This is a genomic window from Planktothrix paucivesiculata PCC 9631, from assembly GCF_900009265.2.
GTDB classification, from domain to species: Bacteria; Cyanobacteriota; Cyanobacteriia; order Cyanobacteriales; family Microcoleaceae; genus Planktothrix; species Planktothrix paucivesiculata.
Window position 1 is genome coordinate 167242 of the sequence record NZ_LR734982.1, and the last position, 20870, is coordinate 188111.

A 20870-nucleotide genomic window follows, 5' to 3' on the forward strand; every position below is an offset into this window, starting at 1 on the left:
CCATTACCCATTACCTATTACCCATTACCTATTCGTAATTCGTAATTCGTAATTCGTAATTCGTAATTCGTAATTCCCTATTACCCAGTAATTCCTGAGAAGACAACGAAGCCAAGAACGGCTACAAATACAATCAGGGCATAGAATTGGGCGCGACCATTTTCGAGGTATTTTAAGCCTTCTCCGGTGACTAAGGTGACTAACCCGGTGAGGTTAACTGCCCCATCTACAACGCGATAATCAACTTCCATAACTTGTCGTGCTAATCGACGACTACCCCGAACAAATAGCACCTCGTTAATATCATCCAGATACCATTTGTTTTTGGAAAAATTGTACAGGGCTGGATATTTTGCAGCGATCGCGGCGGGATTAATTTTGCCAGCTAAATACATCAAATAGGCAATACTAATTCCAATTAAAGCAATACCAACGGAACTTCCAGCCATAATCAAAAATTCCGTTAATTCAAATTCCGCCAAATGTTCCTGAACCTGTTTCAAACTTTCGCCGGGGGCGTGGATAAACACTTCAAAAATATTATTAAACGGAGTTCCTACCAACCCAATAAAGACAGAAGGAACCGCTAATACCATTAACGGTAGAATCATGGAAATCGGGGACTCATGGGGATCGTGGCTATGGCCATGATCGTCGCCGTGGGCTAACTCGTCGGGATTCATCGCCCCAGGGCCAAAGGCAAATTGAGGGCCATTTGCTTCCGTTAACAGATTTTGTTGAATGGTGGTGTCATTCCCTCGGAATTTACCTTCAAAGGTCATGAAATACATTCGGAACATATAAAAGGCAGTCATTCCAGCCGTTAACCAACCGACTAACCATAAGACGGGGTTGGCGGCAAAGGCATTACTGAGAATTTCATCCTTTGACCAAAAACCCGCAAAGGGAGGAATACCGCAAATCGCTAAAGTCCCCACCAGAAAACAGGCGGAGGTAACGGGCATATATTTGCGTAACCCGCCCATCAGACGCATATCTTGAGCTAGAACGGGTTCATGGCCAACAACAGACTCCATCCCGTGAATTACCGAACCCGAACACAGGAATAACATGGCTTTAAAATAGGCGTGGGTCATTAGGTGGAATAGTCCGGCACTGTAAGCCCCGACACCCATGGCCATCACCATGTAACCCAATTGGGAAATAGTCGAATAGGCTAACCCTTTTTTAATGTCATTTTGGGTTAGGGCGATAGTGGCCCCCAAGAATGCAGTAAAGCATCCGGTAAAGGCAATAATATTCATCACGACCGGCAACCCTTCAAATACGGGGTACATCCGGGCGACCAAAAACACCCCGGCGGCGACCATCGTGGCAGCGTGAATTAAGGCAGAAATCGGGGTCGGGCCTTCCATGGCGTCGGGAAGCCAAACGTGCAGGGGGAATTGGGCCGACTTAGCAACGGGGCCCAAGAATACTAACACCCCTAAAAGGGTTGCTAAAACGACACTGAGGGAACCCGTTTCTACCGCTTGTTCGAGGCGTTCCCCCATTAATTCAAAATCAAAGGTATTGGTGGCCCAATAGATACCTAATATTCCTAAGAGTAAACCAAAGTCCCCAACTCGGTTGGTAACAAAGGCTTTTTGACAGGCATCGGCGGCGGGTTTGCGGTCGTACCAGAACCCAATTAACAGGTAGGAACACATCCCCACCAGTTCCCAGAAAATATAAACCTGAATCAAGTTTGGGCAAATTACCAGCCCTAACATTGAAGAACTAAATAAACTCAGATAGGCATAAAAGCGTACATATCCGGGGTCATGGGCCATATAACCATCGGTGTAGATCATGACCAGGAAGGCAACGGTAGCCACAATAGCCAGCATCACAGTTGCCAGATGGTCAATGGTATAACCCATCGTTAGTCTAAAGTCTCCGGCCGCTGCCCAGTCAATAATATAGGTGTAGGGAGCATGACCGTTGAGTTGACTCCAAAGCAGGGCAAAAGATAAGACCATTGATGCCCCTAAAGTTGAGACCAGGAAGGTTGAACAAACTTGTCTCAAATTGTTAGTGGCGGTGTTGAAAGAAATTAGCCCGACCCCAACCAGGGTTGCACCTAATAGGGGCAACACAGGAATTAACCAGGCGTATTGATAGAGAGGTTCCATAACTATGTCAACTTTATAGTTCTTAATGAACTTGCCAAAACTGTTGATAATTTTGACACAGAGTATGAACCTTATGGGTAAAAATTCCTGAAATCTTCGCAAAGCCAAAACTTGTAAATCGGTTTTTTGGCTTCGGCTGTCCCTGGTTTTTCACTTTTGGGATAAAATGCCTAAACAACGCTGTGGCAGGTCTGGCTCACTGATAACTGATAACTGATCCAGACGCGCCGTGGCACGTCTCTACACTGATAACTGATTAGTGATGACTGATAACTGATGATTGTTTAGATAATTTGTCATGAAGCCATCAAGACGGCGACGTAAATCTTCTCGACCTTGGAAATGTTCGAGTCGATAGACAACCTGACCTTGATCAAAAATCATCAATGTCGGTAAAGTTTGGAGGCGGTAGGTACTCGCTAACTTTAAACTTTGATCGGCATTTACGGTCACTAGCTTGATTGTGCCTCGCCAGTCCTGCTGGAATTGACTCAGTTGAGGCATAATCAGCTTACAAATTCCACACCAAGGCGCCCAAAAATGTACTAAAACCGGAGAAGAAGATTCCAGAACTTCTTGAGTAAACATCTGCTCATTGATCGACAATAGCATCATCTCTCAAATTTTATTAATCACTGTTTTTATATCCTTGGGATCATGCTACCAGTCTACGTTACCTGTTGCACGCATTAATAAGGGATGAATTTGCCAGAGTAACAGGATAAAAATACCGACTCCTAAATAAGACCATCGGAAAAACTCTTTTAATTCAAGGGTTTGGCGACCTTGGGCGATCGCTAAAAATGGAATCACAGAGGTACGAGATCTCACGGTTTCAAAGGATTTGCCATAACGGGCCAACAAACGCCGATCACCATGCCACACGGCAAATAAGTGATGCAAGATCAGCCCCAGGGAAGTTAACAGGGTGAAACTTGTCCCTAACCACAGGCTATGACCCACACACCAAATTACTTGACCCACCATTTGTGGATGTCTGGTAATACGGATAATTCCAGTTTCATAGAGATGGACTTCCGGCTTTTGAATGGCGGCAATTTCTAATAAATTAAAGGTGGCTGGATAGAGAAAAATAAATGAAATTGCTGATAAGATCCAAACTATCGGTTTAACCACAACTCTATCCTGTACCATCCAAAGTTGTAATCCATCGTAACGATGATTAAAAAAGTAGATAATTAGAACCGTGGCAAAGGGGATACTCACTAAAGCAAATAAAACTCGATAAGCCCGCGCCCCAATTTTTGATTCTCCCCAGGGTCGCAGGGCTGCTAAACCACTATGGGCGATCGCAAATCCCAAAATTAACCCCAACATCACAAAATGGCTAGACGTTAGCCAATACTCAGACATTTTGACCTTTTCTCCATTAATAATAAAGTTAATTTCAATTACCCTTCATCGTTGCAGTATGCTGAAAGAACTTGATCCCCCATCCTAAAAAGTCATCACGCTTCCTTATTTTACCGAGGTTGAGGAATATGTCTGACCTTCCATTCACTTTAGATCAGTTACGCATCCTCAAAGCGATCGCGGCTGAGGGTAGCTTTAAACGCGCTGCTGATAGTCTTTATGTCTCCCAACCTGCCGTTAGTCTCCAGGTGCAAAACCTCGAGCGACAGTTAAACGTGCCACTGTTTGACCGGGGAGGACGTCGCGCCCAACTGACCGAAGCTGGTCATCTACTCCTGAGTTATGGGGAAAAGATTTTGTCCCTATGTCAAGAAACCTGTCGGGCCATCGAAGATTTACAAAATCTGCGGGGGGGAACTTTAATTATTGGGGCCTCTCAAACCACCGGAACCTATATGTTACCCCGGATGATTGGCTTATTTCGAGAAAAATACCCCGATGTTTCAGTCCAGTTGCACGTTCATTCCACCCGGCGCACCGCTTGGAGCGTGGTAAATGGACAAATTGACTTAGCCATTGTCGGGGGAGAAATTGCCCCTGAATTGATGTCCGCTTTAGAAATTGTTCCCTATGCGGAGGATGAACTGGCGTTAATTGTTCCTACTTCCCATGAATTTGCCCAGCGAGAAACGATTTTAAAAGAGGATTTATACTCGTTAAAATTTATTAGTTTGGATGCTCAATCAACGATTCGGAAAGTTATTGATCAGGTTTTAACCCGGTGTGAAATTGATACGAACAACCTGCAATTAGAAATGGAACTCAGTTCGATTGAAGCGATTAAAAATGCAGTTCAGTCCGGGTTAGGAGTTGCCTTTGTTTCCACATCTGCCATTGAAAAAGAGTTGCAGATGGGGGTAATCAAAAGGGTTAAAATTGATCAGGTGATTGTCAAACGGACGTTATCGGTGATTTATAATCCGAATCGCTATCGATCCAAAGCCGCCGAGGCATTTACTAATGAAATTTTACCCAAATTTGCTAGTCCCGATTTTAACAAACATAGCATTGATATCCAATACCCAACGGAATACACGGCTTTACCTTTATCAGATTAATTTTATCATAATTTTTTCAACCTTTTGGATTAAAATTAGCTAAAATAATCTGATTTTTGATTCTATTTTTGCTCAACTATTTACCCACTCTCACAATGACAGATGTTCCTTTTACCTTAGATCAATTACGCATTCTCAAAGCGATCGCGGCTGAGGGAAGTTTTAAACGGGCGGCGGATAGTTTATATGTTTCCCAGCCCGCTATTAGTTTACAAGTCCAAAATTTAGAACGACAGTTAAGTGTTCCTTTATTTGACCGGGGAGGACGTAGAGCTAAATTAACAGAAGCAGGACATCTTTTATTAAATTATGGCGAAAAAATCCTAAGTTTATGTCAGGAAACCTGCCGCGCTATTGAGGATTTACAAAATCTACAAGGGGGAACCTTAATTGTCGGGGCATCCCAAACCACGGGAACCTATTTACTCCCCCGGATGATTGGTTTATTTCGCGAAAAATATCCCGATGTGGCGGTACAACTGCACGTTCATTCGACTCGACGCACGGCTTGGAGTGTGGCAAATGGACAAATTGATTTAGCAATTGTTGGGGGGGAAGTACCACCGGAATTACAAGATGCTTTAACAATTCAACCCTATATTGAAGATGAATTAGCCTTAATTATTCCCCCTTCCCATCCCTTTGCCAAATTAGACAAAATTCAAAAAGAAGACTTATATCAATTGGAATTTGTGGCCTTAGATTCTCAGTCTACTATTCGCAAAGTCATTGATCAAGTTTTAACCCGAGCAGAGATCGATCCACGCTGTCTAAAAGTCGAAATGGAGTTAAATTCTATTGAAGCAATTAAAAATACCGTACAAGCTGGATTAGGTGCTGCTTTTGTTTCGATTTCAGCCATTGAAAAAGAATTAGAAATGAAGGTTTTGCACCGCATATTAATTGAAGATGTGGTAGTTAAAAGAATGCTTTCGGTTATTGTTAACCATCATCGCTATCAGTCCAAGGCATCTGAGGCGTTTAGTCGAGATATCTTACCCTTGTTTACAGCCCAAAACTGGACATTAAACACCCATAATTTTTCCTCAACTACATCTAAAAAACCGATTAATATTGAGACGTTTATTTCTCCTACGGATTTTGAAGAAACTCAAGACCTATAGCAATCTTATTTGAGTTGTCTTGATCAAAAGGGAACGGGGAATAGGGAACACCGGAACAGGGAACACCGGATAATACTTCTGACTGTTTCATATCAGTATTAAAATGTTACAACCTCCGTTTTTAATTTTTTATCAGCAGTAACACTATGAAAATTTACTGTACTCGTCCGGGCTGTGTGGGGGCTGATCGCAATAATTTTACCGATTTAGATGATCAAATGACCCTCAAAACCGTACAGCAAAAATTCTGTACCACCTGCGGAATGCCTTTAATTTTAGATGGTCGTTATCTCCCCGAACTATTATTAGGACAAGGGGGATTTGGTACGGCCTATTTAGCCAAAGATCGGCGTTCTCCGGCTCTGAAATCCTGTGTGGTTAAACAATTTAAACCCTCATCGGATTTAAACGCTCAACAATTAGCAACGGCCCAGGTTTTATTTGAAAGAGAAGCTCATGTTTTGGAACAATTAGGCAATAAACATCTCCAAATTCCTGATTTATTTGCCTATTTTCCCTTAGAAGCTCCTGGATGGCAAACCTCAAAACCAGAATGTTTTTTTTATATTGTTCAAGAGTATATTAATGGGCAGAATTTAGAAGCTGAACTAAATTCAAAAGGAGAATTTTCAGAAGTAGAAGTTAGGGAAGTTCTCCAGGAAGTGCTGAAAATTTTAGAATTTGTTCATGATCATGATGTGATTCACCGCGATATTAAACCCTCTAATATTATGCGTGATCGCCAAGGTGTTTTACATTTATTAGATTTTGGGGCGGTTAAACAAGTAACCCAAAGTCCCGCAGGAACATCGACCGGAATTTATTCTTTAGGGTTTGCACCTCCTGAACAAATGCGAGGTCATACCGTGTTTCCTTCCACGGATTTATATGCGTTGGCGGTGACTTGTATTGTATTATTAACAGCAAAAGATCCTCAAGATTTATTTGATAGTTATAGTAATCAATGGAACTGGAAACAATTTGTTAGGGTTTCCGATGAATTAGCTAATATTTTAGATAAAATGTTATTATCTACTCCCAGCGATCGCTTTGGTTCAGCTACTCAAGTTTTAACCGCCTTAAACACTCCCCAAATTCCATCTATTCCCCAACCTCCTCCAATTCCTTCTCCTGCTATTTCTCCTCCTGTAACTCCCGTTCAACCTTTAACAACAACTCGTTCTTTTTCTACCTTGGAATTGTTATCCAATGCCGCCTTTGTGGGGTTTGAAGTTGGGGTTTTCGCCAGCTTAGGATTTGCTATATTTAAAGTATTTAATTTTAACCTTATTGTTTTATTAATTATCGGTTTAGTCACGGTCACGGGATTAATATTTTCCCTGTATCATCGTCGGATCGAAGCTGGATTAGATTTTATCATTATCCCCTTAATTTCTATAGGAGTTTTATACTTTATCTTATTAAATTTAGACTTTTATATAATGTTAACTATAGTACCTTTAATTGTGGCTGTATTTAGCGTAGCTGTAACTACTTTATTCCGCTTAATTTATCTCCTACTTAAACGAATTTTATAAACTAAGCAATTATTCAAGGAATGATTCGAGATGGTTTGTTTCTTTTATTCTATTCCTTAAGTAATATTATATCAATATTTGCCCCGACAATCCTACAAAAATGCTAAAATTTTCCTGAACATGAAAAACCCTTAAAAGTTATGGCTCAAAAAAATGACACTACAACTTTAATCCTAGCCTTGCTGATTACCGGAGGATTAATTGGTGGTGGAATTTGGTGGTTTACTCGCAATATGAAATTGCCCACAGTCTTAAATTCTAATCCCTCTCCCTCTAGTTCAATTCCACCTAAACCCGCCCCAATTCCACCCACCTCTGTCCCTCAAACCCCAACGAATAATTTTAAAACCTTTGCTGAAGTTCCTAATGTTCCGAATGGAGTCTTTACCTATGGCGGGAGTACCACTTTTGCACCTATTCGTCAAGGAATTAATCCAGAAATTCAAAATGTTTTGCCTCAATTTCAATTACGATATTTTCAAAATCCTAGTCAATCCCCAGGTTCAGGAAGTGGGATTAAAATGTTAATTGATAATCAAATTACTTTCGCTGAATCTTCCCGATCCTTAGAGGAATCAGAATATCAACAAGCCAGACAAAGGGGCTTAAATTTAATCGAAGTTCCTATTGCTATTGATGGGATTGTAGTTGCAGTTAATCCCAACTTAAATATTCAAGGATTAACCATTAATGAATTAAAACAAATTTATACAGGTAAAATCACTAATTGGAGTCAACTCGGAGGCGAAAATGTTCCCATTGTTGCCTATTCTCGGACTAAAGAAGCTGGAGGAACAACAGAATTTTTTATTACGAATGTATTAGGAGGAGAAAGTTTTGCAGAGACGATAAAATTTATTCCTACCACCACAGAAGCCCTAAGAGCGATCGCTAATAATCCTGGGGGAATCTATTATGCTTCCGCCCCAGAAGTGGTCGCCCAATGTACGATTAAACCCATAGCCATAGGTTTAACCTCTGGAGCTTTAATTCAACCCTATAAAAACCCCTTAATTCCCCCTGAAAATTGCCCTCAACAAAGGAATCAAATTGATCCTGTTGTGTTTAAAAATGGAGCCTATCCTCTCACCCGACGTTTATTTATTATTGTTAAGCAAAATAATCAAACTGAACAACAAGCTGGAGACGCCTACACTCAACTTTTATTAACCTCTCAAGGTCAGGATTTAATTGAAAAGCTGGGATTTATTAGAATCCGTTAAGTTTTCCGCGCTGGGTATGTTTCTATCTGTTAACCTAAAGGTTGATCCCAGAAAAAAATGTTACAATAGAAGTTAAGCATCAATTGATAATCCGATGTCACAAAAAAATGAATCTCTAATCTTATTTTTAGCACTCCTGATTACGGGGGGCTTATTAGGGGCGGGTTATTTTTTATTTTTCGGATTTTCTCCTAAACCCCTATTAAATTCAAATAACCCCTCTGCAACTTTACCCCCAACGTCCTCATCTAATATTGCGGTTGGGTCGATAGAAACTCGCATGAGTCAAGGGGAAAAAGTTTTAATTGCTTCACGAGATTTAGCTCTCAAACAGTCAGGAGTTGAGGCTTTAGCTTCCCGTCAATATCAGAATGCGGTTCAACAATTTAATGCAGCATTACAACAAAATAAAAACGATCCTGAAGCCTTAGTTTATCGAAATAATGCTCAGATTCTACAAAATAATCAGCCCTTTTATACTATAGCAGTATCTATTCCAATTGGAACTTCCGTTAATACCGCCCAGGAGATTTTAAGAGGAGTTGCTCAAGCTCAAATGGAAGTTAACCAAGGGGGAGGAATTGCCGGAAAATCATTAAATGTGATGATTGTCAATGATGATAATAGTCCTGAAGTGGCTAAAGAAGTGGCTCAAAAGTTAGTCGCTAATTCAGAAGTTTTAGGGGTAATTGGTCATTTTGGCAGTGATACCACCCAAGCCGCCGCACCGATTTATGAAGCCGGACAATTAGTTTTAATTTCCCCTACAAGTACATCAACAAATATTTTTAATGCGGGAAACTTTATTTTTAGAACAGTTCCGAGCGATCGCTTTGCTGGAAGTAGCTTATCTCGATATTTACTAAATACTTTAAACCTAAAAAAAGCGGTTATATTCTTTAATAGTGCTAACCAATATAGCACATCCCTACAAACCGAATTTACCACGGCTTTAAGTGGAGACGGGGGGGAAGTAGTCAGCGTTTTTGATATTGCAAAACCCGATTTTAACCCAGTTCAATCTTTAGAACAAGCTCGCCAACAGGGAGCCGAAGTAATTGTTTTAACCCCCGATTCTTCTACTATTGAACAGGCGTTACAAGTGGTGAGAATTAATCGGAGACAGTTACCTTTACTGGGCGGAGATAGTCTATATCGACCGGAAACCTTGAAGGTGGGAAGCGATGCTGTGGGGATGGTAATTGCCATTCCTTGGCATATTTTAGCTAATCCTAATTCGGCTTTTGCTCAAACAGCAAATCAACTCTGGGGAGCAACTGTGAATTGGCGCACCGCCACCTCCTATGATGCTACAAAAGCCTTGGTTGCTGCTATTAGTAAAAATTCGACCCGAACCGGGGTTCAACAAGCACTTTCCGCCCCGGATTTTACGCCCCAAGGAGCAACGGGGGTGATTCGGTTTTTACCCTCGGGCGATCGCAATCAACCCTTACAATTAGTCACCATTGAACCGGGAAATCGTGCAGAATTGGGTTATGATTTTGTTCCAGTTCCTTAACCGCAATTAAAACAGTTGATTTACACTCAAATTAAATTCAGGAAAAGCACCCAGAGTTAAGGTTTGTTCTACTGTAAAAAACTGAATAGATTGATAACCGTTAGAAGATAGATGATTAATATAATTATACGGAATACCGGAGCAGGGAAATCCCCACACTTAAAAGTAGGGGATTTGTACAATAACTTATTGAAAAAGCCAAAAGTATTGTCCCTACTCCCTGATTTGATTAGTAAGCTAATCCCACCAACCTAGCACTTAAATCCCACATTTTTTTCCCTTTTTCATCATCGCTGGCTTGGGGAGACACCTTCTGCACAAAAGACTGGCGATTTTTCTTCTGACGATTTCCCCAACTCCAATACATTCCCGACTGTTTATATTCAGGATCGGCTACCACCATAGCAACGCGATCGCCCGATAACTCCTCAGTAACAAATCCCCCAGTAATATATTTTTGAAATAGGGGAAAAATCTTTTGGAATAGGGGATAATGATTGCGGAATAAAGCCGTTGTTGCCACACAACCCGGATAGAGAGAAGTAAAAGTAATCCCCGTCGAATCATGGTAACGGCGATGTAATTCTCGCATCGTTAAAACATTACAAACCTTACTATCTTTATAGGCTTTAACTGGTTCAAATTCTTTACCATTAATCATCGTAATCGGATCTTTAAACCCTTGTTCAAATCCTTCGAGATTGCCTAAATCTGGACGGGGAGGAATTTTACCTCCTAACTCATCGGGGTTGTGGGTGACAGTCCCTAAAATCACCATTCTGCGATCGGGATAGGAGGAGCGCTTCATATCCTCTAACATCACATTGCAGAGGTAGAAATGGCTTAAATGATTGGTCGCCACCGTTAACTCATAGCCCTCTGGACTCCATAGGGGCTCCTTAATTAAAGGCATATAAATCGCCGCATTGCAGACCAAGGCATCTAACGAGCGACCCAGAGACCGGAAATTAGCCACAAACTGTTTTACACTGGCTAAGGAGCCTAGGTCGATGGGAAGAACTGTATAGCTATCCTTAGACATTCCCAGGGATTGAGCCGCCTGTTCCGCCTTGACTAAATCCCGACAGGCCATCACCACATACCAACCCTTTTCGGCTAAGGCTCTAGCGGCTTGCAAACCAACGCCCGAAGACGCTCCCGTAATCACAACTGTTGCTTGATTAGCCATGAAATTTTAACTCAATTTACTATTGTTGACTCTTTCTAGGATCTCATGTTTTAACACCCTGAGTCACTATTTATGGTTGGGTATCAGTTCGGAATTAGTCACTAATGCGCCATCTTCCATGTGAATGATCCGATCGGCAACATCTAAAATTCGGTTATCATGGGTAACAATTAAGATCGTACAACCCTGTTCTTTGGCTAAGGTTTGCATTAAGTTAACCACATCTCTCCCCGAGTGACTATCCAGGGCGGCGGTGGGTTCATCGGCTAAAACAATGGGGGGATGACTGACTAAGGCCCGGGCGATCGCAACTCGTTGTTTTTGTCCTCCAGACAGATTATCAGGATAATAATTTAATCGATCTGTTAACCCGACTTTATCTAACATAGCAGTTGCTTTTTGTTGTATTTCTGAACGAGAAAATTTATCCTGAACTTCTAACCCCATTTGCACATTTTGTAAGGCTGTTAAACTTTTGTGTAAATTATGAGCTTGGAAAATATAACCTGTATTTCGTCTGGCTTTAACTAACTCTCCTGAACGCGCACCTAGGAATTCTCTTCCTAATATATTTAAACTTCCCGACTGCACAGAACGTAACGCCCCAATTAAGGTTAATAATGTGGTTTTTCCCGAACCCGATGGGCCAGTCATAATCACAATTTCACCAATGGTAATTTCTAAGTTAATATCAAATAACACCTGTTTTTGTAATTGACCATGACCAAAATAATGGTCTAAATTTTGAATTGCGATGGCTGTATTGGTTTTTGTGGAATCTTGGATATCTTGAGTTTGAGTTTGCATGGAGTTAACCTAAAAATGGATATTTTTTTAGAAACGAAACGGTTAATTTTACGGCAGTTTACTGAACTGGATACTGATTTTTTGTGGGATTTAGATAACGATCCTAGGGTGATGAAGTATATTAATGGTGGACATTGCACACCTAAAGAATTTATTCAGACTGAAACATTACCGAGATTTATGGAATATTATAGCAGATATTCATATTTTGGGGTATGGGCTATTGTTGAAAAAGCCACCGGAGAGTTAATCGGTTGGGTACATTTTTTCCCCGCCATTGATCACCCTTTTGCCAGGGCGTTAAATCTGGTACAACCCAATGAAATTGCGTTAGGATATCGGTTGATTTATAACAGTTGGGGAAAAGGATACGCAACGGAAGCCTGTCAGATTTTAGTAGATAAAGGGTTTTTAGAATGGGGAGTAAAACGAGTTATTGCTTGGGCATTAGTAGCTAATCAAGGTTCAATTCGAGTTATGGAAAAGCTAGGATTAACCTTAGAAAAACAGTTTAGATTTAGTGAACATCAACTCCCCTATTTTAATTTTGAAGAACGTTTAGCTGTTAAATATAGTCGGGGTAGATCGGAAATTCCTCCAGAAACCAGGTTTTTCCGATAACTTTTCCATAGCTGACTTTATAATCTATAATAGATATTATCAAGTCTAGCTGGAATCAAACTGATGTCAAATCAAAGTCTATACAGTATTAGTCTGGAAAATCAAGATATTATTATTAAATTTAATCGAGAGATGGTAAATTTGGAGTTATTAACTCAATTTTTAGAATATCTTGAGTTAGAATCAATTCGTAATCGTAGTCAACTGACAGCAGAACAAATAACTAACCTGAGTCAAGAAGTTAATCAAGAAGTTTGGGATACCTTAACGTCCAAGTCTTGGGTTAGTTAATTATGTTAACTCAAAAGCCGATTATTGTTGATACCAATATATTGTTTTCTGCATTGCTTAGGGAAAATTCTCGTTTCAGTGAATTATTGCTAACTTCAGAGTATGCGTTTTTTGTTTGCGAACTTGTATTTGTAGAACTATTTAAGCGCAAGGAAAAAATTATTCAACTTAGTCATTTAACCGAAGAAGAAATTATTCAAATCTATTATATTTTGCTAAAACACCTTCATCTCTATAAAGAAGATTTAATTACTTTAGAATATCGTAGAATAGCTTACGAACTATGCCAAGGTGTTGATGTGAGTGATACCCCTCATGTAGCATTAACACTGCAATTGAATGGATTATTATGGACTGGAGATAAAAAATTAAAACTAGGCTTAAAAAATAAAGGATTTGAACAATTTTTTGAACTCAAATAAATATCAACCCCGTTTTTTTACTCCTCATTCGCAACCAGACACTTATAAGTAAGAATCAAAAGATATCGGCAGGATCGGCGGCTTGTAATTTACGAGTGGCGATCGCACCAGATAACATACACATAATAATCGTTAATACTAACACTTGAATTGCTCGAAATAAGGTCATATATAACGGTAAATTTGTGGCTTGTCGGGTTAACCGATATAAGCCTACAGAAATCGTAGCACCAGGGATAAAACCTAATATTGCTAAAATAATTGCTTCTTCAAAAACAATCCCTAATAAATAAGCATTTCTAAATCCCATGGCTTTGAAAGTAGCATATTCTGGTGTATGGTCAGCAACATCTGTCGCCAGAACTTGATAAACAATAATCACCCCAACAACAAACCCCATGGCTGTCCCTAAACTAAACACAAATCCAATAGCTGTATTTTTCGACCAATAATCCTTTTCAAAGGCTAAAAATTGTTCATTAGTTAAAACTTTTACATCTTTGGGTAAATAATTTTGTAGGTCTGTTGCGACTTTTTGGACATCATAACCCGGTTCAACTTTAACCAGTCCAGCACTAATTCCCCCTGGTTTTCTTCGGGGAAATAATCGTAAAAAATTGCGATCGCTAGTTATTAATGTTCCATCCGCCGCAAAGGAAGCCCCAACTTTAAATAATCCTGCAATTTTGAGCGTGCGTTTTTCTAATTCCGTACTAACAATTTTACCCTGATCAACTTTAGCAATAACTTCTTGATAATCTCCTCTCGAAGAACGATCAAATAAAACCTGGTCAGGGAGTTTAATCACGTCTAAATTTTGTTGAACTTCGGGTAAATTAAAAACGGACTGACGCGGATCAAATCCGATGACTAAAATGGCTGTTTTTTTCCCAGTTTTGGGGTTTTTCCAGTCAGAAAAATTAACATATAAAGGTTCGGCGGATTTCACCCCCGGAACATCCATTGCTTGATATAAACGCCGCCGGGGTAAGGTTGATAAATTAACTAAATTTCTGGCTTGGGGACTAATAATAAAAATATCCGCATCTAAATGATTATGCAATCTGGTATTACTATCATATAATGCTGTTTGAAATCCTAATTGCATAAAAATTAAAACATCAGCAAAGGCAATTCCTGATAATGCCACTAACATCCGGGCTTTATCATGACTTAATTGCAACCATCCCAACGGTGTTCTATTTATTAATCTTTGTATAAATCCAATCATAATTTAGGATGTTGAGAGTTGACTAATAACTGATAACTGATAATTAATAACTAATTAATCTCCAAAAATAACGATTTCAGGAATTAGATAGAACTCCCGATTATCAATTCCGATCCACCAATTTCCTTCTATTTTCTCCCAGGTTAACTTACCGTCTTGGGGAGTAGTAACGCCATTCTTGTCAAAATTCAAAATCCGTTCCTGACGTTTATTGGTTGCTTTGTTGACGCTCACAGAAGCCGATCCCGAATCACCCCGCAATACACCAAATTCACATTCTTTATCAAAAATTGCCTGATTTGCCGAACATTTAACCGTCCCAGTTGCATCATAGTTAGAGGTACTATAAGAAGAAGTTAAGACCTGATTCGGGTAGGGATCTAAATCCTGTAAACTCCGAACTGGGTTTTGGGCATTTGCTGGCATCCCGCTTGTGATCGCCATTGAAGTCATCACAACCGTTAGTAAGGGGTGGAACTTTTTCATATTATTGTACTGGGCTAATAAAACACTTTGAGTTTACTATAAACCTCCCAACATTCGCAAGGCTGGATAATTAATCTTTAACGCCTCAATTTTGAATTTTAACTTTAACCTGTAAATTAGTTAAACTCTCGGCTTTTTTGCTAGAAGTTTCATCTAGTTTAACTCTAACTTCGATAACTCTAGCATCAATATTTGTGGTCGGATCAATATCTAAAGCACTTTGTTTTTTGACTCTTAATCCAACTTCTTCAACTGTACCTTTTAAGGGTTCAGGTAACGCATCAGCAGTAATAGTTGCAGTTTGTCCCGAATGTATTTTGGGAATATCGCTATCATAAACTTCAGCAACGGCATACATTTGTTCCGTTTGTCCCAATTCGATAATACCTTCTGAAGAAATTAGTTCTCCGGCGTGGGTATTCACCTCAATTACTCGGAAAGACGCGCCATGGCTAGTCTCTACAGGTGATCGCACATAGGCCTGTTCTAAATTAGCTTCGGCTTGTTTAACAGAGGATTCAGCCTTGGCTAACTCACTTTTAGCTAACTGGACATCGACGGGACGAACTTCGCTCACCGCCGTTAAAGTAGCTTCCGCCTCAGCAATTTGTAGGTCTACGGTGGCGATGGTGCGGCTAAGGTTAGCTTGGGCTTCTCGAATTTGTTCAGCGCGGCTGCTAATAGTTTCGTTGAGGTTGGCTTGGGCTTCCTGTAGGCGTTTGCGACTGGTTTCGGCCTGCAAACATTGACTATCGCGATCTTGGGCGGATACGGCCCCATCCTGATATAAATTGTCGTAGCGTTGACAGTTAGTTTCGGCGTTGTTCAGTTCCGCTTGAATGCGGTCTAGGGTAGCTTTTTGGGCGCTGCGTTCTCCCCGCAGTTGGGCTTCTAGGGTGGCAATGGTGGCCTTTTGGGTGATAATTTGCCCCTCTAACTCCGCTTGGTTGCCCTGAAATCGGGCTTTTTGGGCTTGAATATCCCCCTGTTTCGCCCCGGCTTGAACTTGCTCTAAACGGGCTTGGGCGACTTCTACTTCGGTTTTAGCTTGTTCTAGGGCCGCTTGTAGCCGATCTCGACTATCCAAAATAGCGATCGCTTGTCCCCCCTCTACCAAGTCTCCCTCTTTCACCAAAAGTTGATCGACCCGACTCCCTTGGTTGGACTGGGGGGCGGATAGTTTAATAATTTCTCCCTGGGGTTCTAACCAACCTAACGCCGTAACGGTTTTTACCTCCGGGACAAGGGTTTCGGGCAAGGCTACGGGTTCGGCGGGAGTGGGACGATACCGCCAGAAGGTATAGGCCGTTAAACCACTTATAGCCAGGGTAGTTGCAGCAACCAAAATCCCCGCATGGGGTAATTTCGGGGATGAAAGTTTACCGACTGTTGTTTGGCGTACCATAATTTTTCCTCCCGCCCAATCTTCAGACTAAACTGTTTAGTTTAGTATATCATAATAATCCCGTTGTTGCGCTTCAGCGCTCCAAGAGGGGCTAAAGCCCAACAACGGGGTGTGAGAGTTCACGAATCTGCTAATTGTTTAGTAATATTGCTGTTAGTAGTTCTAACTTCTAGGGTGACATCTCCTAACTTTCGTTGCTCCCCATCATGGAGTTCTTGTTTGAGAATTTTCATCCCTCTTTCCTTCATTTCCTCGTCAAATTCCATAATAATTTTTTCTCCTTCGGTGTAGATTTTGGCAGTAATGGGGGGATAGCCTTGACTTTTTCTCAGGTAAATATGGTTATTTTCTGAACTGCCTAATAAAATCGGTTCTGCTCCTAAATTGATCTTAGTTTGTTCGTTCGGTGTCCAATAAACAATTAACCAAGATTCACGACTGAATTGTTCAATTAAAGCAATCATTAAACCGATAAAAAATCCAATAATTGCCGCCCCAATTAATCGGCCAACTAAATCACCCGATAGGGCAGAAATAATCAGAAATCCAATAGCTCCGGCTGTTCCACCTATTGTCCCACCCTGCACCGCCCGCCCCCATTGCAAGTTCGGAACAAAGAAAGACATTCCCCCACCGACCACCGAGCCTAAAATTGCCCAACCGATAATTCTGCCACCAATGGCCAGAATCGGAATACCAGCAACGGGAATAAACAATAGTTGACCCACGCCTCCGGCCACCAGTCCCGCCATTAAACCCCCGACAACACCTATACCCACCTGTTGGGGAGTCAGGAGACGACGACGGAGGTAATAGTTTTGGCCGGCAATTAAGGCTAGGGATGTGCCAATGGCTAAAAGGGCTGTCCATCCGCCCATGCGTAGAAGGGAGTAAATAACCCCATAATTTCCCGTGGGGCCAGATTCCACCAATTGACTGCCATATATGGCTTTTTCGGCTTGTCGGAAGGCTTGATCGAAGTCACCGGAGTTCACATAAAAAACCCGGTCAGGGTCGCCCGTTAGTTGAGCGAGAAAATTGGTATCGGCATCTCCTGTAGCAACGGCTACTAAGTTAATATTCTCGGAGGCGGCTATTTTCATAGCATCTAAGGTTTTTGCCTTTTCCCGATTCAGGTTAGCCCCGGCATATCCGGGTTGTCCATCGGTAAATAAAAGAATATTGCGCCGTTGTGAGGTTGACTGGAGTTCTTGAGTCGCAGCGAGGAGGGCCTGATCCATATTTGTCCCACCCCCGTCGGCAATTTGGGCGATCGCTTCTTCTAAAGTAGGTTTATTATCAGTTAAACTAGCAGCAGCTTGAACGTTACTCCCAAAGCCAAATACAGCTAAACGATTTTCCGATAAATCCTGCCGTTGGACAAAGGCTTGAGCCGCGGTTTTGACTTCTCGGAGTTTGCCGTCTTCATTCATACTGCCAGAAGTATCAATTAATAGCACAATTGCTAAGGGAGATTGATCGACTTTGGGGGAAATTTTTGTTAATTGTAATAGCGGTTCACCCAATAATGTGGCAGCACCTAAACAACCCATAGCACCATATAAACCAAATAGTACAGGTTTGCTCAGTTTTTGTCGAAGTTGTCCAAAAAAATTGCTCATAATTTTATTTTTTGTATAATAACAAATTAACATTTAACGATTAACTTTTACACTAATAACCGTTATCCCAGACGCGCCGTGGCACATCTCTACATACTCAAGATTGCTACATCAACCCAGCCATAAATTCCAGAAAAAACCTTCCCATTATTGCCAAGGGGAGATTATCGGCTAAAATTGTTAGAATGTAGGGAATTAGAGGAGGAATTTCTATTGAATATATGGGCCTGAGTCGATTTTCCTCTGGTGGTTTCAAAACACACTCATTTACAAATCTCCCCTGTATTTTTTATGAACGCAGTAGAACAGACCGAAATCTCCCCTTTGGATAGTATTTGCGAGAAAGCAGAACAAATTTTTGAAGGGGCGCTGCAAGAATTTTTAGTCCATGGGTATGCGGGAACCAGTATGGATCGGGTTGCTGCATCGGCGGGAGTGTCGAAGGCGACGGTTTATAACCATTTTGGGGACAAAGAGGGGTTATTTATTGCCCTAGTCCGGCGGTTAGCCCAAAAAAAATATCAAATTATGGTGGAGTCCCACAACGCCGAATTGATGGAAGCTGAACCGGCGGTGGTGGTGCGACAAATAGCTAACACAATTTTAGATCATTCCTTGGATGATCAGCAACATTTAGCTTTTGTGCGTCTGGTGATTGGGGAGTCGGGGCGATTTCCCGAGTTAGCTAAAACCTTTGTGCATCATTTGGGAAAACCGGGAATTGAAGTTTTAACAGAATACCTAACAACTCAGTGCTATATTGCTATTCGTGATCCCGAAGCGATGGCACGGGTGATCATTGGAACCCTGGCCCATTATGTCTTAATGCAAGAGATTTTGCAAGGCAAGGAAATTGTCCCGATGGAACGGGATCGAATTATTGATACTTTGGTGGATTTAGTGGAACACCACCCGAAACGTGATATTTAGTGTTTTATGACCTCATCTGCTGTGCGACTTTTGATCATTGATGATGACCCTATTTTTCGCATGGGGTTACTGAGTGCATTAGAGCCGTTTTCCGATTTGGAAGTGGTTGCAGAGGTTGAGAATTTAGAAGGTGCATTCAGGGTTTTAGAAACTGAGATTAATTCAGAGGAGCAGAATCCTGTTGATTTAATTATTTTGGAATTAGGGTTAAAAATTAAGGAAAATCCGGCGGTTAAAAATCATCCTATTTTGGATTTTTGCCAACAGTTAAAAACTAAATATCCTAAAATTCCGATCCTATTATTAACAACGGTTAAACAACCAAATTTATTACTATTAGCCCAAAAAATTGGGGTAGATGGTTATTGCAATAAGGGGATTCCAGTTAGAGAATTAGTAATTATTATTAATCAATTAGTCGCGGGAGAACGCTATTGGTTAGAATCTTTAGCTGCATTAAATCGAGAACCAGTTATGGGAATAGTATCTCGAAAAACTGGATCATTATTGGGTAAAATTCAAGGGTTTTTAGTTCAACCAGGACTGAGACAAATTGAACAAGCGATCAGTGAAGTTAACCAAGAAATTAAACAGAATATAGAAGAATTTAATCAACAGGATACTATCACTATTATTAATAAGTTAATTCTAACGGGAAAGCGGCGCGAACTCCTAACAGCCCGTTGGATTGTAAGTCAACTTTCATCGGATCAAACCGCACCCAGTCTTGAGGCATCTGCCCAGGTTTCTAGTGATAACTTTAATGCGGATAATTATGAACCTCTGAAAAACTATCAAAGTAGTGCCTTAGTGATCAATTCTGACCCTGCTAATCATAAAAGTTCAGGAATTGTAGCTAATAATTTAAAATCAGTTTTATTTGATAAAACAGTAATAAAATTGCAATCAGGATTAATTAATTTAACCGGAATGCCTTTGGAAATTGATATTTTACGCTTATCTAAAAAACGAGAATTGTTGTATATCTTGTTAAAAGAATTAGAAATATTATTAGATGAATTAATCTTATCTGACCTGCAATATGAACAACTAGCTGAAAAAGTGCCGAGTTTGATTACAGACTTTTGGCAATCAGCAACTATGGATTTTTTTGGAAAATATTATACTGTGACTAAGAATAATCAAAATATCGAAATTGTGACAATTATATTAAAAGATGCTGATTTGATTCAAAACAATATTTTAAATAAAATTCCTCTGGTTAAGGATTTATTTGAGCATTTATTATTTTGTAGACCCTTAACTATTGATAATTTATCGTGTCCGGCGGGAGGTTTAGACGCCATGGAACGTGCAGAAGCGTTATTACAAAATTTGTTAATTCAAGTTGCCAATGCGATTATTCAACCTTTACTCAATTATTTTTCAGATTATGAAGAAATAAAACTTAAATTTTATGATCGACGTTTATTATCAACCCGTGAAATTGAGAGATTTAGAAATAGTTTATCCTGGCGATACCGTCTTGATCAATATGTCGCCGAACCCAAGGCTATTTTTGAAAGTTCCTATTTGCTATTAGTTTTAGGAGAAAGAGGAATTCAAAAACAAGTGATTTATTCCCCCCGCCGAGATGAGTTAGAAAAACTATCAGGAATTCCATTAACGGTGACATTAATATTAGAAACTCGCGATGCGGTTGCTCCTCCTCTGCGGGCCGCGATTTCCTTTGTCGGAAGTGCGATTATTTATGTTTTAACTAATGTTGTCGGTCGAGGATTAGGTTTAGTTGGGAAAGGGATTTTACAGGGGATTGGTACATCTTTTCAAGATAATCGGACAGGGAAAAAATGATCGGCTGTCTTTGTATTTAA

At 40.5% G+C, this 20870-nt stretch carries 19 protein-coding genes; 10 read left to right on the plus strand and 9 right to left on the minus strand.

Features of this window, described 5'->3' with window-relative positions:
• Positions 1-80: 80 nt before the first annotated feature.
• The 3 genes from PL9631_RS00785 to PL9631_RS00795 form a co-directional block, all read right to left on the minus strand.
• Positions 81-2135, minus strand: coding sequence for an NAD(P)H-quinone oxidoreductase subunit 5 (locus PL9631_RS00785; protein WP_083616141.1), 2055 nt, complete (start codon positions 2133-2135; stop codon positions 81-83).
• A gap of 240 nt (positions 2136-2375) precedes the next feature.
• On the minus strand, positions 2376-2747 hold the full coding sequence (locus PL9631_RS00790) for a thioredoxin family protein (RefSeq protein ID WP_083616142.1): 372 nt from the start codon (positions 2745-2747) through the stop codon (positions 2376-2378).
• A 48-nt stretch (positions 2748-2795) separates the two neighbouring features.
• Complete coding sequence (locus PL9631_RS00795; RefSeq protein ID WP_083616143.1) at positions 2796-3509, minus strand: NnrU family protein; 714 nt, start codon at positions 3507-3509, stop codon at positions 2796-2798.
• Positions 3510-3637: 128 nt separating this feature from the next.
• Here PL9631_RS00795 and PL9631_RS00800 point away from each other — a divergent pair, with 128 nt between their 5' ends.
• The 5 genes from PL9631_RS00800 to PL9631_RS00820 all read left to right on the plus strand — a co-directional run bounded on the left by PL9631_RS00800 (position 3638) and on the right by PL9631_RS00820 (position 10031).
• A complete protein-coding gene (locus PL9631_RS00800) occupies positions 3638-4627 on the plus strand; it encodes a LysR family transcriptional regulator (RefSeq protein WP_083616144.1) in 990 nt (329 codons plus the stop codon).
• A gap of 95 nt (positions 4628-4722) precedes the next feature.
• A complete protein-coding gene (locus tag PL9631_RS00805; RefSeq protein WP_083616145.1) occupies positions 4723-5751 on the plus strand; it encodes a LysR family transcriptional regulator in 1029 nt (342 codons plus the stop codon).
• Between the two features lie 146 nt (positions 5752-5897).
• Positions 5898-7289 (plus strand): serine/threonine-protein kinase, encoded by a 1392-nt coding sequence (locus tag PL9631_RS00810; protein WP_083616146.1) that lies wholly within the window; start codon positions 5898-5900, stop codon positions 7287-7289.
• Between the two features lie 140 nt (positions 7290-7429).
• Positions 7430-8512: a PstS family phosphate ABC transporter substrate-binding protein gene (locus PL9631_RS00815; RefSeq protein ID WP_083616147.1), complete on the plus strand. Its 1083-nt coding sequence runs from the start codon at positions 7430-7432 to the stop codon at positions 8510-8512.
• Positions 8513-8606: 94 nt separating this feature from the next.
• Complete coding sequence (locus PL9631_RS00820; protein WP_083616148.1) at positions 8607-10031, plus strand: ABC transporter substrate-binding protein; 1425 nt, start codon at positions 8607-8609, stop codon at positions 10029-10031.
• A gap of 229 nt (positions 10032-10260) precedes the next feature.
• On the opposite strand, the gene PL9631_RS00825 is transcribed toward PL9631_RS00820, so the two are convergent.
• Both PL9631_RS00825 and PL9631_RS00830 read right to left on the minus strand, forming a co-directional pair.
• Positions 10261-11220 (minus strand): protochlorophyllide reductase, encoded by a 960-nt coding sequence (locus tag PL9631_RS00825; protein ID WP_083616149.1) that lies wholly within the window; start codon positions 11218-11220, stop codon positions 10261-10263.
• Positions 11221-11286: 66 nt separating this feature from the next.
• Positions 11287-12027 carry a DevA family ABC transporter ATP-binding protein gene (locus PL9631_RS00830; protein WP_083616150.1) on the minus strand — a complete coding sequence of 247 codons (741 nt, stop codon included), beginning with the start codon at positions 12025-12027 and terminating at the stop codon, positions 11287-11289.
• Positions 12028-12042: 15 nt separating this feature from the next.
• Between PL9631_RS00830 and PL9631_RS00835 the strand changes: the two genes are divergently transcribed.
• The 3 genes from PL9631_RS00835 (at position 12043) to PL9631_RS00845 (ending at position 13361) form a co-directional block, all read left to right on the plus strand.
• Complete coding sequence (locus PL9631_RS00835) at positions 12043-12648, plus strand: GNAT family N-acetyltransferase (protein ID WP_083616151.1); 606 nt, start codon at positions 12043-12045, stop codon at positions 12646-12648.
• Positions 12649-12711: 63 nt separating this feature from the next.
• Complete coding sequence (locus tag PL9631_RS00840) at positions 12712-12939, plus strand: hypothetical protein (protein ID WP_079681235.1); 228 nt, start codon at positions 12712-12714, stop codon at positions 12937-12939.
• A gap of 2 nt (positions 12940-12941) precedes the next feature.
• Complete coding sequence (locus tag PL9631_RS00845) at positions 12942-13361, plus strand: PIN domain-containing protein (RefSeq protein ID WP_083616152.1); 420 nt, start codon at positions 12942-12944, stop codon at positions 13359-13361.
• A 55-nt stretch (positions 13362-13416) separates the two neighbouring features.
• On the opposite strand, the gene devC is transcribed toward PL9631_RS00845, so the two are convergent.
• From devC to PL9631_RS00865, 4 genes are all read right to left on the minus strand, one after another.
• Positions 13417-14592, minus strand: a complete 1176-nt coding sequence (gene devC, locus PL9631_RS00850) for an ABC transporter permease DevC (protein ID WP_083616153.1) — start codon at positions 14590-14592, stop codon at positions 13417-13419.
• A 54-nt stretch (positions 14593-14646) separates the two neighbouring features.
• Positions 14647-15078 (minus strand): hypothetical protein, encoded by a 432-nt coding sequence (locus PL9631_RS00855; protein WP_156090399.1) that lies wholly within the window; start codon positions 15076-15078, stop codon positions 14647-14649.
• Positions 15079-15163: 85 nt separating this feature from the next.
• Positions 15164-16483 (minus strand): ABC exporter membrane fusion protein, encoded by a 1320-nt coding sequence (locus PL9631_RS00860; RefSeq protein WP_083616155.1) that lies wholly within the window; start codon positions 16481-16483, stop codon positions 15164-15166.
• Positions 16484-16602: 119 nt separating this feature from the next.
• Positions 16603-18105: a vWA domain-containing protein gene (locus PL9631_RS00865; protein ID WP_083616382.1), complete on the minus strand. Its 1503-nt coding sequence runs from the start codon at positions 18103-18105 to the stop codon at positions 16603-16605.
• Positions 18106-18396: 291 nt separating this feature from the next.
• Here PL9631_RS00865 and PL9631_RS00870 point away from each other — a divergent pair, with 291 nt between their 5' ends.
• A complete protein-coding gene (locus PL9631_RS00870; protein ID WP_083616156.1) occupies positions 18397-19035 on the plus strand; it encodes a TetR/AcrR family transcriptional regulator in 639 nt (212 codons plus the stop codon).
• 6 nt (positions 19036-19041) lie between these two features.
• On the plus strand, positions 19042-20850 hold the full coding sequence (locus PL9631_RS00875; RefSeq protein WP_083616157.1) for a DUF3685 domain-containing protein: 1809 nt from the start codon (positions 19042-19044) through the stop codon (positions 20848-20850).
• Positions 20851-20870 lie beyond the last annotated feature (20 nt).